16 protein-coding genes are annotated in these 13809 nt (G+C 58.0%); 5 read left to right on the forward strand and 11 right to left on the reverse strand.

Annotated elements, in window-relative coordinates:
- Positions 1–98: 98 nt before the first annotated feature.
- Positions 99–908, reverse strand: a complete 810-nt coding sequence (locus V1290_RS01530; RefSeq protein ID WP_334362663.1) for an N-acyl homoserine lactonase family protein — start codon at positions 906–908, stop codon at positions 99–101.
- 318 nt (positions 909–1226) lie between these two features.
- On the opposite strand from V1290_RS01530, the gene V1290_RS01535 reads away from it, so the two are divergent.
- Positions 1227–2093, forward strand: a complete 867-nt coding sequence (locus V1290_RS01535) for a hypothetical protein (RefSeq protein WP_334362664.1) — start codon at positions 1227–1229, stop codon at positions 2091–2093.
- Between the two features lie 105 nt (positions 2094–2198).
- Here the strand turns inward: V1290_RS01535 and V1290_RS01540 are convergent, their stop codons facing one another.
- Positions 2199–2465 (reverse strand): PepSY domain-containing protein, encoded by a 267-nt coding sequence (locus V1290_RS01540; protein WP_334362665.1) that lies wholly within the window; start codon positions 2463–2465, stop codon positions 2199–2201.
- Between the two features lie 94 nt (positions 2466–2559).
- Positions 2560–2730 carry a hypothetical protein gene (locus V1290_RS01545; RefSeq protein WP_334362666.1) on the reverse strand — a complete coding sequence of 57 codons (171 nt, stop codon included), beginning with the start codon at positions 2728–2730 and terminating at the stop codon, positions 2560–2562.
- Positions 2731–3037: 307 nt separating this feature from the next.
- Between V1290_RS01545 and V1290_RS01550 the strand changes: the two genes are divergently transcribed.
- Complete coding sequence (locus V1290_RS01550) at positions 3038–3322, forward strand: hypothetical protein (protein ID WP_334362667.1); 285 nt, start codon at positions 3038–3040, stop codon at positions 3320–3322.
- A gap of 141 nt (positions 3323–3463) precedes the next feature.
- Here the strand turns inward: V1290_RS01550 and V1290_RS01555 are convergent, their stop codons facing one another.
- The 5 genes from V1290_RS01555 to V1290_RS01575 are packed head-to-tail and all read right to left on the reverse strand — an operon-like array spanning position 3464 to position 8418.
- Positions 3464–4303 carry an endonuclease/exonuclease/phosphatase family protein gene (locus V1290_RS01555; protein WP_334362668.1) on the reverse strand — a complete coding sequence of 280 codons (840 nt, stop codon included), beginning with the start codon at positions 4301–4303 and terminating at the stop codon, positions 3464–3466.
- On the reverse strand, positions 4303–5112 hold the full coding sequence (locus tag V1290_RS01560) for a carbohydrate ABC transporter permease (RefSeq protein ID WP_334362669.1): 810 nt from the start codon (positions 5110–5112) through the stop codon (positions 4303–4305). Before V1290_RS01560 ends, V1290_RS01555 begins: the two co-directional genes overlap by 1 nt.
- Positions 5109–6026 carry a carbohydrate ABC transporter permease gene (locus tag V1290_RS01565; RefSeq protein WP_442894958.1) on the reverse strand — a complete coding sequence of 306 codons (918 nt, stop codon included), beginning with the start codon at positions 6024–6026 and terminating at the stop codon, positions 5109–5111. Before V1290_RS01565 ends, V1290_RS01560 begins: the two co-directional genes overlap by 4 nt.
- Positions 6027–6072: 46 nt before the next feature.
- Positions 6073–7350, reverse strand: a complete 1278-nt coding sequence (locus V1290_RS01570; RefSeq protein WP_334362670.1) for an ABC transporter substrate-binding protein — start codon at positions 7348–7350, stop codon at positions 6073–6075.
- Positions 7351–7401: 51 nt separating this feature from the next.
- The gene (locus V1290_RS01575; protein WP_334368906.1) at positions 7402–8418 is read right to left on the reverse strand and encodes an ABC transporter ATP-binding protein; all 1017 of its coding nucleotides are present in this window, start codon (positions 8416–8418) and stop codon (positions 7402–7404) included.
- 269 nt (positions 8419–8687) lie between these two features.
- Between V1290_RS01575 and V1290_RS01580 the strand changes: the two genes are divergently transcribed.
- The 3 genes from V1290_RS01580 to V1290_RS01590 all read left to right on the forward strand — a co-directional run bounded on the left by V1290_RS01580 (position 8688) and on the right by V1290_RS01590 (position 11720).
- Positions 8688–9476: a DeoR/GlpR family DNA-binding transcription regulator gene (locus V1290_RS01580; RefSeq protein ID WP_334362671.1), complete on the forward strand. Its 789-nt coding sequence runs from the start codon at positions 8688–8690 to the stop codon at positions 9474–9476.
- 53 nt (positions 9477–9529) lie between these two features.
- The gene (locus V1290_RS01585) at positions 9530–11179 is read left to right on the forward strand and encodes a Na/Pi cotransporter family protein (protein ID WP_334362672.1); all 1650 of its coding nucleotides are present in this window, start codon (positions 9530–9532) and stop codon (positions 11177–11179) included.
- A gap of 157 nt (positions 11180–11336) precedes the next feature.
- Positions 11337–11720, forward strand: coding sequence for an NUDIX hydrolase (locus V1290_RS01590; RefSeq protein WP_334362673.1), 384 nt, complete (start codon positions 11337–11339; stop codon positions 11718–11720).
- Between the two features lie 33 nt (positions 11721–11753).
- Here V1290_RS01590 and V1290_RS01595 read toward each other — a convergent pair whose 3' ends face one another.
- The 3 genes from V1290_RS01595 to V1290_RS01605 all read right to left on the reverse strand — a co-directional run bounded on the left by V1290_RS01595 (position 11754) and on the right by V1290_RS01605 (position 13250).
- On the reverse strand, positions 11754–12017 hold the full coding sequence (locus tag V1290_RS01595) for a PepSY domain-containing protein (protein WP_334362674.1): 264 nt from the start codon (positions 12015–12017) through the stop codon (positions 11754–11756).
- A gap of 59 nt (positions 12018–12076) precedes the next feature.
- A complete protein-coding gene (locus V1290_RS01600; protein WP_334362675.1) occupies positions 12077–12247 on the reverse strand; it encodes a hypothetical protein in 171 nt (56 codons plus the stop codon).
- Between the two features lie 214 nt (positions 12248–12461).
- A complete protein-coding gene (locus V1290_RS01605; RefSeq protein ID WP_334362676.1) occupies positions 12462–13250 on the reverse strand; it encodes a PepSY domain-containing protein in 789 nt (262 codons plus the stop codon).
- Positions 13251–13809 lie beyond the last annotated feature (559 nt).

Here is a 13809-nt window from a genome sequence, read left to right on the forward strand (position 1 = left end):
CCTTGCAGACAGGCCTGCGACTGCGTCGCCCCGGCAGGCTCGCGTGGACGGTTTGGTGCGGGCCCTGCTCGCGAGGAGAGCCCGCGCCGATTCAGATCTCAATCGTAAAACTCCGGCGCCTTCTTCGTCGCCTTGAAGATTTCCGGATCGTGCCCGTAGAAAATCTGCGCGTTATTCGCATCGCGCACCAGTCTAATGCGCTGATAGCTGCGATAGGCGTCGCCCGGGTTTTGTGTGCCGGGGATCGGCGGGATGAGGTTCTTGTCGAGATTTTCCTTGAGATAGACCACGTCGCTGGTGAGGATGACCGAGCCGGTCTTGGGCAGCTTCACGGTCACGAACTGACTGCCCGGGGTATGGCCAGGAGCACGCATGACACGCACCGAGCCGTCGTCGAATAGGTCCAGATCGCCGTTGAGGCGGATGACGTTCATTTTCTTCGTGTCGGCGAAATCGCCTGGAATGTAATAGACGGAGAAGCCGACATCCGGCCACCAGGCAGCCTTCAGCTCATCTTCCTGGACGACGAGGGTCGAATTCGGAAACTGGCCGACGTTTCCGCCGTGATCCAGATGTAAGTGACCGGCCACCACGTATTTGATGTCGTCGGTCTTGAGACCGATCTTGGCAAGCTGCGCCGGAATTGCGTCATCCTTCGTCATCTTGAGGCCAAAGCCCTTGGCAAGCGGTCCCCACCATCCCTCGGGGTCGGTTATCGTCTTGTCGTTGTTTCCGGTATCAATAATGACGTTGCCCTTGGGATGTTTGAGCACATAGAAACTCACCGGTGCCCAGTCGATATTGCCTTGCCCACCCATCTGCAGGGCGGCCTTCGGGAAGCCTCCCAACGAGCCGGATGAGAAGACGTAAAGTTTTGGGCCCTCTTGTGCGGAGGCCGGCGCGCCCACTACCGCAAGGCCGAGCGCGAAAGCTAGACTCAAGGCAACATGCTTCATCGTCATAGCGTGTCCTCCTTTGCCTTCGTTTTACGGGCTCTCTTTGGAGCCACAAGCCCCGCCCGACGAGGTCGAGGCCAAGCACCAAGAATAGATTGAGCGCCCCGGCAAAACAAGTTGGGAATGATCTTCTCGTTGACCGGCCTACCGCTTTCGGCCACGCTAAACTGGAACGCCAGTTTGGATTAGCGCCCTACCCCTCAAAACGAGACAGGATAAGTAACAGCTACTGCCATTACGGCAGCAACACCTGAGAGTGGGAGACCTACAATGGTGATCTTTCTCAAGACACGAGAGATTGGCATATGTTTTGGAATAGCGACCCTACTCGCCTGCTTTGCCCCAACCGCACGAGCCCTGGATAAGCTCACCGACTTGCTGGACATCGATCCAAAAAAGTTCAACCGGCCGACCATCATCGACAACAAGTGGATGCCGCTGAAGCCCGGCACGCAGCTGGTGTTTGCTGGGACGACGGTCGACGACAATGGCAAGCGCAAACCACATAGCATCGTGTTCACGGTCACTGACCTTGTAAAAAAGATCAACGGGATTGACGTCGTCGTCGTCTGGGACCGCGACATAGCCGACGGCAAGCTCGAAGAAAGTGAGCTAACCTTCTTCGCTCAAGACGATGACGGTAATGTCTGGCATCTCGGCCAATACCGAGAATTGTACGAGGGTACCGATCTGGTCGGCGGACAAGCTTGGATGGTCGGCCATCTGAACGGTGCCAAGGCCGGCATCATGATGAAGGCCGACCCGAAACAGGGCACACCGAGTTACTCGCAGGGCTATGCACCACCACCGTTCAATTGGACCGATCGTGGCCAGGTGTTCAAGACGGGCCAGAAGGTCAAGGTTCCTGCCGGCACCTATGAGAACGTCCTGGTGACCGAGGAATGGGCCCTGTCAGAGGCGAGTGGCGCTCGCCAACTCAAGTACTATGCCCCGGGAGTCGGCAACATCAAGGTCGGCTACGCCGGCAACGATGAGAAAAAGGAGATGCTCGACCTGGTCAAGGTCGTGCAGCTCAGTCCCCAGGAGATGGACGAGGTGCGTGCCGAGGCGCTGAAGCTGGACGGGCGCAACTACGTCTATGGCTCGACCGAAAAAGCACAGCGCCGTCCGCAATAGACGGCGCGCGGTCGCCGCTGCTCCGGTACGTCGTTGCGGCCACGCGCTGTCCTTCGCGACGAACCTGCTCGCGCCTGGATGCGATCAGCGCTTCACTGCGCCAGCTTAGTCATCGGGCTTTTCGGAGGTGATCACGCCGGTCTTGGGATCGGCATGAAATTCCATCTTCTGTCCGTTCTTAAGACCCTCGCCTTCCCATCGGCCATCGTCGGCTTCAAATTTGGTTACTTGCGTATAGCCAGAGTTAAGAACTTTATCGATCACTTGCAGCGCGGGCATCCAGTCCGGCCCCGGTTGATCGGCCGCCTTCACCAGATTGACCGATCCAGCAGACAGGGCGAGGGCAAAAGCGATAGATGCAAATCTGTTCATTTCGGACCTTCCTTTGCTAGTTGAACAACGATGTGAAGTGCAACTGATCAAGCCTTACTTCATTGTCTACGCAACAAGACTGTTTCGATATTGGTCATGGCCGTTTTTTGGTGGACTTTTTCTTAGCCTTCAGCACCTCCGCCTGACTGCGATAGGTCTTCGCCATATTCAAGAAACTTTGGGAGACTTCGTCGTCTGAGGCGAACCGCGCCATGCGCTCAGCCTTATCCGCCGGCTCCCGAAGAAATTTGATTTCCTTCACCATCACGCGACCTACTGCGAGTGCATCGGGACGTATTGAAGGCCACCTAAATCCACTAGGACAGGCATCGCGCCGCCGATACATGGTTGAAGCCGCACAGGCGCCCTTGTTTCCGCCGAGCAGAAAACCCCGCCCGCAAGAAAAGCGGGACGGGGAAAGTTTGTGCTAAGCGCCGGTGTCAACACCCCGACGCCGCAGAAATCATAACATCGGACGGGCCGGATAGGAATTGAGATAATCCCGCGAAGGTGTAGCCTACTTAACGGTAAACTTTGGCAAGACAGGAGCCGTGCTCAGAGGGAGACCAGTCATGAAAAGCGGAGCATTTGTGGCGTGGTTGGTTTTGCGAATTACAAGATGGATAAGCTGGGTGAGCTTTTTGGCGTATTCCTTCGCCATCACTATCACTGCTGACCGATCAAGCTACCTCGATCACTTCGGCCGGCCTCTGTATTCCACTGAAGCGTGGTTGTTTGGCCTACCCATGCTCGCCGTCGCTCTCGGTCTTTTCGAACTGATGATGCGCGAGCGGGCCGGGATTGCGAGACCTGAGTACTTCCATTTGATGCCGCCAAGGCCGCCCATTTCAAACTGAGGCACTACCCGATTCTGATGCGGCTCGGGCGATCGCGCTCAAGCCCGGTTGGTCCGAGCATGGGAAGCATGGCACGATCGACCGGGTGCGCGTCGCGCCTTCGCTCTGGCCCCTACTCTATCAGAAGAGTGACAGGCAATCTCAATCAGCCAGTTCGATGAGGATAGGTTGATGATCGGAGGCGTCGGTCTTGCTATTGACTTCGACGCGGCTGATCCGGCCTGTCAGATCTTCTGTCGTGAAAATAAAGTCGCGACAATCCGGCCCAGCCGCCCATTGCACACGATCGTACAATCCGCAGGTTGGCGATCGCGGTTGGTCCGGATGGCAGATGGCCCATGCGTCCCGGTAGTTAAGGCCGGGCCGAGCCGATCGATCAATCAGTGCATGCTGCCGGTCGGTGACGTCGAAGTTGAAATCACCGCACAACAAGCTCGGCGCCGCCAACGTCTGACTCCCGTAAGGCTCGTTGTGCTGGGAAACCGACGCTTTGGGGCTCGTCGACGCTTCCTGCTGCAGGTCCAGCAGTCGGGTAATCTGCGCTTCGCGCTGATCGGCAGAGTGGTATTCGAGATGCGTATTGACGATCCGCAGCACGCCGAATGCGGCCTGGACCGTGACCTCCAGCGCGTGACGGCGCATGCTGCGCGTGGCGCCAGCTCCCGGCCACGGCAGCAGGTGATTGGCAATCTGCAAGACCGGCAAGCGCGACAGCGTCATGTTTCCGAACCGGTGTAATCCGCCCGCGCTGTCCATCGTTTCGATCGCCGGGCGAAACACCGGCAGATAATCGGATAGCAGCGCAGCAAGTTGCCCGCTTTGATCCGTATTGCCGTCGAGTTTGGAAAAACTGCTAGATACTTCCTGGAAACACAAGACATCTACGTCGGCCATCTCCTTCGCTACGGCAACGATCCGCGCCAGGTCGGTTACGCCGTCGCAACCCTTTCCGCACTGGATATTCCACGTGATCAACCGCATTAGCGGATTCCCGCACGCATGAAGGATTGAACGAACTGCCGCTGGAACAGAAGGAAAGCGAACAGCAGTGGCGCCATCGTCATTACGGTCGCAGCGGTGATGATCGACCAGTCCACACCGGTCTCCGGTGCGCCGAACACAGCCAGTCCAACGGTCAGAGGCCTGGCTTCCACTGAATTTGTGACGATCAGCGGCCACAGGAAATTGTTCCAGTGATAGCTGACCGAAACGAGACCGAAGGCAACATAAGTAGGCCGCGCCAGCGGCACGTAAATCCGCCAGAGAATCTGCAACGGCCCCGCGCCCTCGACGCGGGCCGCTTCGACCAGTTCCTGCGGAACACTCTTGAACGTCTGCCGCAACAGGAAGATGCCGAAAGCGCTCGCGAGATACGGCAACGCGATCGCCGGAATGGTATCCAGTAATCCAAGCTTTCCGATCATGCGGTAATTCTCGACAATCAGGACGTCGGGCATGATCATCAATTGGAGCAGGACGAGCGCAAACGCTATGCCGCTACCTTTGAACGTGAAGCGCGCGAAGGCGTAGGCCGCCAGGGTCGACAGGACAAGTTGCCCAATCAGGATCAGAACGACCAGAACGACCGTATTGAAATAATATCGGCCGAACGGCGCCTGATTCCAAGCCCGTGCAAAATTCTCCAGCGTCCAGGGCGCAGACAGGCTGAACGACGTTGCATAGGCCGCCGGATGCAGCGCGCTCCAGAAGGCATAGGCCAGCGGCGCAAGCCAAAGCAATGCCAATAGCCACGCGGCGATCACTTCAAGAGGATGCGTCCGCCCGTTCATTGATAATGGATCCTGCGATCGAGATAACCGAACTTGATCAGTGCAACCGTGCTCAGTAGGACCAGAAGTACCACCGTCAGTGTCGCCGCATAGGCTGAATCCTGGAACGTGAATGCAACTTCGTAGATGTAATAGAGCAGCAATGTACTTGCGTTGTTGGGACCACCCTTGGTCATGATGACAAGGTGATCGACCAGCTTGAACGAATTGATGACCGCATTGATCGCCACAAACAGGGTGGTCGGCATCAGCAGTGGAAAGGTAATCCGCCGAAACGTGTACCAACGGCTCGCACCCTCAACGGCCGCCGCTTCCTCAAGATCGGGCGAAAGCTGCTGCAGCGCGGCGAGATAGAAGATCATGAAGAATCCGGCTTCCTTCCAGATCACCATGACGACCAGGCAGCTCATCACGGTCGAAGGATCGCCGAGCCAATTCCAACCTGCGAAACCGAACAGCCCGCGGAGCTGATCCAGCAATCCATAGTCTGGCGTGTAAAAAAACAGCCAGATGTTGGCAACCGCTATCATCGGCAGCACGGTGGGCGTGAAATATGCAAGGCGCAGGAAGCCGCGTCCGCGCATGTTGCGGTTGACCCACATCGCCATCAGCAGCGCCAACGCGATCGACGTTGGAATGGTGCCGAGTGCGAACCAGAAATTGTTGACCAGCGCCCTCCGGAAAATCGGATCGGCGGCCATTGAATGGTAGCTCTCGATGCCCACGAAGGCCTCGGTGCCGTTTCGGCGCGTGATGAAGAAGGAATGCCGGATCGTGGCCAATATCGGGAAATGCGTGAACGCAATCAGCAGCACGGCCGCCGGCAACAGCAGCAGCCAGGCATTCACGGCGTTCCACCACGCATGCGATCTCGGCCGGCGCGCGACTGGTGACATGACGACTTGATCGAACATTGGATTGTCAGGCCGGATGAGCGCGAACCCCACCCGGCCCTTCTCTTTATTTATACGCGCGCAGTACGCGGTCGGCCTGCTGCTGAGCGGCAGCAAGTGCCTCCTGCGGCTTTTGCGTGCCGGTGACCGCCGCCTGCACGGCATCCCCGACGAACTTGTAGATGCGGCCGTTCTCGTGAACGGACAATTCCGGCACGGCATGCTCAAGCTGATCACGGGCAACGGTCGCGGCAGGGAAACCCTTCGCATAGGCTTCCATCGCCGGGGTCTTGTAGGCCGCCGGAGAAACCGCGACATAACCCGTCTTCATGCTCCACTCCGCCGCACGCTCCGGAGCCGTCATCCACTGGATGAATTTCACGGCGGCCTTCTGCTGCTCGGATGAAGCGCTCTTGAAGATGTAGAAGTTGCCGCCGCCGGTGGGTGAGCCGCGCCGCTCCTTCGCCGGCAGCATGGCAACGCCGAAGTTGAACTTGGCGGCGTCCTTCACCGCAGTCAGGTTGCCCGTGGTGTGCCACATCATTGCCGTCTTGCCTTCGACAAAATCGGTGCGCAGCGTCGCCCAGTCGATGCTGCCCATCGGCATGACATTATGCTTGCGCGATAGGTCGACCCAGTAATCGAGCGCGCCCACCGTCTTTGGCGCCGTGAGATAAACCTCGTTACCGGGTTCGTTCATTAGCTTCTGGCCATTTTCGATGGCAAGCGCCTGTAGCATCCAGTAGGCGTAGCCGGTTGTCGGAATTTCGACGCCCCAGCGCACGGTGTGGCCGGACGCATCCTTCTTGACGAGCTTCCTGGACATGTCGACCATTTCATCCCAGGTCGCAGGCGCCTTTTCCGGATCGAGGCCGGCTTCCTTGAAGGCATCCTTGTTCCAGTACAGCACGATCGTCGAGCGCTGGAACGGAATGCTCCAGGTCTTGCCGTCGATCTGTCCGTTCGCCATGAACGCCGGATAGAATTCCTTGAACCACGACTTGTCAGCGACGAGACCATCCATTGGCACAATGGCGTTCTCGTCCATCAGCGTGAAGACGTCGGTCGATAGCAGCACCGACAATTGCGGCGGTTGACCACCCTTCATGGCCGTCATCGCCTTGGTCATCGTATCGGTGTAGTTGCCGGCGTAGACCGCCGTCACCTTGATGTCCGCGTTCTCCTTCTCGAAGCGGGCGACCATGTCGTCGATGATCTTCGTCACCGGGCCGCCCACCGCGACCGGATAATACATGGTGAGATCCACCGCCGCCGCGGGAGACAGGCTCAGAGACAGGGCCGCAAGCGTCGCAGCCGCCAGCATTGTTTGTCGAAAGAATCTCATGTCGTCCTCCCTTGTTATCTTTTTTGCCGTGCCGAGACCGTCGTTTCAGTTTCAGCCAGATGCAATTCGCCTTTCCTCATTGACGGCCGACTCCAGCCGCCGCTCCGATTTCTGGTCAAACTGATGTTCATGGCCGGTGTCCCAGGCAAGCCTGACTTCATCGCCTGGGTGAGCCTTGCTGAAACCATCTTGCCGCACCGAAACCGGTTGGCCTTCGATTTCGCACAGAATGATGCTGTCGGCACCGAGATGCTCGACGGCTTTTACGCGCGCTGCGTGACCGTCTTGCGACACGATGCGGATATGCTCCGGCCGGATACCGATCAGCCGGTCGCCCTGCAGAATCAAATTCATCGGTGGCGTGCCGATAAAGCGCGCGGTGAATGCCGTCGCCGGTCGATTGTACAATTCCTCCGGCGAACCGCTCTGCTCAACGCGACCGTCGCGCATCAGCACGACGCGATCGGCCATGGTCATGGCCTCGGTCTGATCGTGCGTCACATAGACCATCGTCATTCCGAGTCGCTGCTGCAGCGCTCGGATTTCGGTCCGCATCTCGTGGCGCAGCTTGGCGTCGAGATTCGAGAGTGGTTCGTCCATCAGGCAGACGCGCGCCTCCGCGATAATGGCGCGCCCGAGCGCCACGCGCTGGCGCTGGCCGCCGGACAGTTGCGACGGCTTGCGCTCGAGCAAATGTCCGAGACCGACGATGTCCGCAACGCGCTGAAGCCGCGCGTCGCGCTCGGCGCGGGATACACGGCGCACGCGCAAACCGAAGATAATATTCTCCGCCACGCTCAGGTGTGGAAACAGTGCGTAGGACTGGAACACCATGGAGATCTTGCGCTGGGCCGGCGTGAGATGCGTCACGTCCGTGCCGCCGATCGTAATCGTGCCACCGTCGAGTTGCTCGAGCCCTGCAATCAAACGAAGCGTTGTGGATTTGCCGCAACCCGATGGACCGAGCAGCACCAGCAGCGACCCTTCTTCCGCCGTGAGACTCACGTCGGCGACGGCCCGCATGGGACCCCAATTCTTGGAAACGTGATCCAGCGTAATCGCCGACATCATCTACCCGGTCCAGCACTGTTGATAGGCACAAGCGCAGTCGTATCGAAGCATCCTAGTCCGTTGCTTCGTTCTCGTGTGGCGTAGCCCGCGATCAGTCATTGAAAACGGAACGATCCCTTTCCCTTTTCCGAACCGAGCGGCCATTCACCCACTCCGAGCGCATTCCAACCTCCTTCTATGTTCATATGAACATAAAATATGCACATATGAAATAGAAATTGCGCCTGGCTTGTTCGAATGATACTTTGTGATGGCAAAGGGGTCCTATGCTCAAGATCGCCACTGAACGCCAGGCCCGTATTCTGGAGATCGTGCGCGAGGAAGGCTTCGCCTCGATCGAGCATCTCGCCAAGCATTTCGACGTCACGCAGCAGACCGTCCGCCGTGTCGTGAATCAGTTGTGCGACCAAGGGCTGCTGCGGCGGATTCACGGCGGCGTCAGCCTTCCCGTGCAGAACCAGAACCTTGCCTACGGAAGCCGACAGGGGTTGAACCCCGACGCCAAGCGACGGATCGCTCATGCGGTTTCCAATTTCATTCCCGACGGCGCATCGCTCATGATTGGCCTCGGCACGACGCCCGAATATGTCGCGCAGGCGTTGTCCCGCCGTCAGGATCTGCGGGTCATCACCAACAACCTGAACGTGGCAGCGGCGTTCGCGCAAAATCCCGACGTGGAAATCACGATCGCAGGCGGAACGCTGCGTCCCTTTGACCGGGACATCATCGGCGACGCGGCAGTACGTTTTTTTTCCTGCTTCAGGGCCGATTTCGGAATCTTCGGCGTCGGGGGCATCGATCAGGACGGCACCCTGCTCGATTTTCATTTGGACGAAGTCCAGGCGCGGCAGGCCATCGTCGCCAATTGTCGAGCCGCCCTGCTGGTCGCCGACACCAGCAAATTCGGCCGCAACGCCACGGTCCGCGGCGGCCATCTTAGCGATTGTCATCATTTCTTCACAGACAAGTCGCTGCCGGCGGGTTTTCGTCCGATCGCCGAACAGTACGCGGATCGAATCCACGCCGCGAGGGATGGCCGCGTAGACGCTGCTTGAATCGGACTGAATGGGCGGCTCAGTTCGTCGGAATACTTAGGAGAGAATCGATCATGTCCCTGTTTGTTTCCTTGATCGATCTTGCCGGCGCCATCGCGCTGCTGCTTTGGGGCACACACATGGTGCAGACCGGTGTCCAGCGCGCCTTTGGGTCGAAGTTGCGGTCGATCCTGGGAAGCGCCTTGCGTACCCGCTTTCGCGCGTTCCTCGCCGGCGTAGGCGTTACCGCGGTCCTTCAGAGCAGCACCGCCACGGGACTGATGACGGCTGGCTTCGCTGCCGGCGGCCTGGTGGCGCTTGTTCCGGCGCTCGCGGTCATGTTGGGTGCCAATGTGGGTACGACATTGATCGTGCAGGTTCTTTCGTTCGACGTCGTGCTGATCTCTCCGGCGCTGATCCTGATCGGCATGGTGATGTTCCGGAACGATTCGCGAACCCAAGCGCACGATCTCGGTCGCGTGTTCATCGGCCTCGGCTTGGTGCTCCTTGCGTTGCACCAGCTTCTCAGTCTGATGACCGTCTACGAGAATTCACTGATCTTGAGCATGCTGTTGAGCGCTGTTTCGGCCTCATGGTTCTTGGACGTATGTCTGGCGGCTTTATTGACATGGGCCGCGCATTCGAGCGTCGCAATCGTCTTGCTTATCATGTCGCTGGCGACGAAAGGCGTGGTTCCTGCTGACGCGGCGTTTGCTTTAGTTCTCGGTGCAAATCTCGGCACAGCCATCAATCCTCTCGTTGAGGGTGCCGGAGGCGACGATCCGGCAGCGAAGCGGCTTCCATTCGGCAATCTGATCGGACGTATTCTGGGGGTTGCCGCGACAGTAAATTTTCTCGGGCCGATCAGTCATTTCATGACGTCGATCGAGCCAACCAGCGCGCGCGCCGTTGCCGATTTTCACACGCTTTTCAATCTTGTCGTCGCTGTCGTTTCGCTACCGCTTCTAGGGCCTTATGCGTCGCTGTTGCGCCGCTGGCTTCCGGAACGTGTCGATCCGGCCGATCCTGCGCGCCCACTCTACCTCGATCCCGCCGCGAGGGAGACGCCCATCGTCGCGCTTGGCGCGGCATCTCGCGAAGCGCTGCGGCTCGCCGATGTGCTCGAGGAAATGCTTCAAGGGGTGAACGCCGGACTAGCGAAGGGAGACCGGCGGTTGCTCGTTGAGACCCGACGGCGCGAAGATGTGCTAGATAAGCTGAACATTGCAATCAAAGCCTATCTTACCTCGCTTGATCCGGAAGAGTTGAATGCGACCGATCATCGCCGCCTAAATGAGATTCTGACGTTCACGATGAACATCGAGCAGGCCGGCGACGTTGTAGACCGAAACTTTTTGCCGCACGCCTCCAAGCGGCTGAAGCGAGGCTTGGTTTTCTCCGAAGAAGAGCAAAAAGACCTGACGGCCATGATCGGGCGCCTTTCTGCGAATCTCAAGACCGCGGCATCGTTGTTCGTCACAGAAGATCCACGAACCGCGCGCCTCTTGGTCGACGAAAAAGTCGCGTTCAGGGACGCGGAGTCGAAGGCGACAGCATCGCACTTCAACCGCCTCCGGGATAGTGACCTCCAGGCGGCTCAAGCCAGTTCGATCCATCTCGACCTTTTACGGGATATCAAACTGATCAACTCCCACATCATAGCCGCCGCCGCATATCCGGTGCTGGAGCGCACCGGCGCACTTCTGCCGAGCCGCGTGACGTAGTTGCTAGGCGAACGGTTCAATACCGGCGCTTGGATTTTCTTTGATCACTCGGTGCACACATCGTGCTCACGCTGCCTTCTTCGTTGTGTTTGGCAGGATTGAAGGACTAGGCAAAGGGCCGTTAAATCATGGGTGATTCGACATATGGTGCTTAGGAATGGCGAAATCCTCGAAACTGGTGGCTGCGAAACGTGGACGGGTGCTTCTCGTAAGACGAAAGCGCGATGGGCTTTGGATGTTTCCCGGAGGGCGCAAGCGCACGCGAGAAAGCGAAAAAGATTGCCTGCGCAGGGAGATCAAAGAAGAACTTCCGAAACTCAAACTTGGACGCCTTCGGCTTTGGAAGGAAGTTAAAGCCAAGAACCGTCGTTCGGGCCGGAAAATGAGTGACGCGATCTTCGTGACAGCGAAAGCGTCCGGACCCCTGACAATCGGCGACAAACATGAAATCGATAAGGCAACCTGGCGCAAACCGCGTGGCATTCGTCTGACGCCGACGTCGCGCTACATCAGGGATAAACTTTTTCCAAAATCAAACTAGAAGAGGCCGCCAACTGAGGCAGCCTCGTCGCTCTTAGTCGTCGACCTTTTCGGACGTGATTACGCCGGTCTTCGGATCGGCGTGAAAGTCCATCTTCTGGCCGTTCTTGATGCCTTCGCCTTCCCATTGACCGTCGTCGGCTTCTAGTTTGGTGACCTCCGTATAACCTGACTGAAGAACCTTTTGCTTTACCTGTTCGGCAGGCATCCAGTCCGGTCCCGGCTGATCGGCCTTGGCGAGGTTCAGCGAACTTGCTGAAAGGGCCGCAGTGAAAACAACTGTCGCCAATTTGTTCATTGCTTAGCCTCCTTTGCGCGTAACGATCAATTCAGCCGCAATGTAAAGGTTGCTAACCACTAGCCCCTTTTCTTCGCGGCCTTCCTCTTTGCCTTTAGAATGTCGGCCTGACTGCGATAGGCCCGCGCCATGCTCATGTATCGTTGCGAGATTTCGACATCCGTCACGGCCTGGGCAATCCGCTCAGCCTTGTCGGCCTGATTGCGGAGGAATTTGGTCTCTTTCACCATCGTTAGGCCCGACAGAAAGCCCCGCTTGCACACGGCAGGACAGGGGAAGTTTGTGCTGAGCGCCGGTGTCAATCTTCCCAACGCCATCGCAATCATAAGGGTATAACGATTGCTTGGAAATGGCAGTGAACTATGCGCTTTGCCAGGAACCGCCGCCGCCCGAGCTGCGTCGGCCGCGGTATCGTTCGGACGGAGGCGGAGCGCCTTCCTCCGCTCAGTCATCCAATTTGCGTGCTGCGCTGAGCACGCGGCCACTGTCGGGATCCACGTGCACAACGTGCAGCCCGTTCTGCTCGATGTCTACCACGTAATCCACTTGGCCTCTTCTAAGCTTGGCCTCGGCGGCGGCAATTATGCCGCCGGGAAACCGCTTTTCAGCAACTGCAATTGCTTCAGCCATCGTGACCTTGGCTTGATCAACAGCCTTCACTCGTTTCAAATCCTTCGCTGCAACGTTCTTCTGCGTGACCTCGATGACGCTCCCGTTTTGCATATCGACGCTCACCTTGTGCAAGGTGTGCGCGTCGTCTTTTACCAGTTCGATGGAGTAGATGACTTTACCGTCTTTTGTTGTCACCAAATCTGCATCGACCGGTTTTGCTCCAGCGATCTCCTTCTGAGCGACGGAAATCGCATCGGAAAGCATGACGTTTGCTTCCAGCAGCGCCGCCGTTTCGCGCTTACTTTTGGCGAAAGCCGGATCGAGCGAGGCGCCTAACGACAGCATGACAAGGAAAATGCTGGTGGTGCTAAGCAGGTACCGCATTGGTTCCTCCTGGATTGCAGAACGGCTCCGCCTCACCATAGCCCGGCCACCGTCAGAACGGTGCGTGCTGCGTTGCGCGAGGCTCATGACAAAGCCAGCCGCCACCGGGTTCGGGATCTGGGTCACCATGATCGGCACGGAGCGGTCACCTGCAGCAACCGCCGCCGCCCGCCGATTGCGGCTATCAATTCCCGCCGTCCAATACTGGCTGGCATGACCCTTACTTTCCAGCCGCATTCTGACGGGACGATATCACGCCGATAGCATGCGGTCTTCGGCTTCTACATCTCTTATCAGTCTTGGTTGTGCAAGAACGCAGCGCCGAGCAAATTGCAGAGAAAAGGTCTGCTCCGGGTCACAACCGGCAATACTCCGATTGAGCAAAAAGCTTCTGCTTACTCTCCCAAAGCCGACCTAAGCGCCCTGCACATCCGGAAGGGGCGAGAACCTAACAACGAAAAGCCCGGCTCTGCAGGTGCCGGGCCAATCGCGAACTAATTACACGTGCTGAAAAGGCCGACATTGGAGCACTAATCGATTCAGGTGTCGGTTCGAACTACGACTCTAGAGCGAGATTTTCGGGACAAAATGGCAATCGATAGAGCAAGGCTCGTGAAACTTGCGGCGACCTATTTGCCCAGCACCAAAGCCCCAGCTTCGGGACGTGAAGCTGAGGCCCGTGGAGGCCAGCCCTTCACCCACAAAGGGCCACGCCAAAATCACAGCACCGGCCAAGCGTGTCTCGCCATAACAAAAGTTAGCCGCAGGTCGGCAGCGGAACCCAATGACTGCACCG

This window comes from Bradyrhizobium sp. AZCC 1578, from assembly GCF_036924675.1.
Taxonomy (GTDB): Bacteria; Pseudomonadota; Alphaproteobacteria; order Rhizobiales; family Xanthobacteraceae; genus Bradyrhizobium.

Bases quoted from the DNA above. Each gene is read 5' to 3' on its own strand.
- V1290_RS01595 (WP_334362674.1), bottom strand. From the start codon at position 12,017: ATGAACAAATTGGCGACAGTTGTTTTCACTGCGGCCCTTTCAGCAAGT.
- V1290_RS01560 (WP_334362669.1), bottom strand. From the start codon at position 5,112: ATGAACGGGCGGACGCATCCTCTTGAAGTGATCGCCGCGTGGCTATTG.
- V1290_RS01535 (WP_334362664.1), top strand. From the start codon at position 1,227: ATGGTGATCTTTCTCAAGACACGAGAGATTGGCATATGTTTTGGAATA.
- V1290_RS01565 (WP_442894958.1), bottom strand. From the start codon at position 6,026: ATGTTCGATCAAGTCGTCATGTCACCAGTCGCGCGCCGGCCGAGATCG.
- V1290_RS01540 (WP_334362665.1), bottom strand. From the start codon at position 2,465: ATGAACAGATTTGCATCTATCGCTTTTGCCCTCGCCCTGTCTGCTGGA.
- V1290_RS01575 (WP_334368906.1), bottom strand. From the start codon at position 8,418: ATGTCGGCGATTACGCTGGATCACGTTTCCAAGAATTGGGGTCCCATG.
- V1290_RS01585 (WP_334362672.1), top strand. From the start codon at position 9,530: ATGTCCCTGTTTGTTTCCTTGATCGATCTTGCCGGCGCCATCGCGCTG.
- V1290_RS01555 (WP_334362668.1), bottom strand. From the start codon at position 4,303: ATGCGGTTGATCACGTGGAATATCCAGTGCGGAAAGGGTTGCGACGGC.
- V1290_RS01590 (WP_334362673.1), top strand. From the start codon at position 11,337: ATGGCGAAATCCTCGAAACTGGTGGCTGCGAAACGTGGACGGGTGCTT.
- V1290_RS01545 (WP_334362666.1), bottom strand. From the start codon at position 2,730: ATGGTGAAGGAAATCAAATTTCTTCGGGAGCCGGCGGATAAGGCTGAG.
- V1290_RS01605 (WP_334362676.1), bottom strand. From the start codon at position 13,250: ATGCGGCTGGAAAGTAAGGGTCATGCCAGCCAGTATTGGACGGCGGGA.
- V1290_RS01570 (WP_334362670.1), bottom strand. From the start codon at position 7,350: ATGAGATTCTTTCGACAAACAATGCTGGCGGCTGCGACGCTTGCGGCC.
- V1290_RS01550 (WP_334362667.1), top strand. From the start codon at position 3,038: ATGAAAAGCGGAGCATTTGTGGCGTGGTTGGTTTTGCGAATTACAAGA.
- V1290_RS01600 (WP_334362675.1), bottom strand. From the start codon at position 12,247: ATGGTGAAAGAGACCAAATTCCTCCGCAATCAGGCCGACAAGGCTGAG.
- V1290_RS01580 (WP_334362671.1), top strand. From the start codon at position 8,688: ATGCTCAAGATCGCCACTGAACGCCAGGCCCGTATTCTGGAGATCGTG.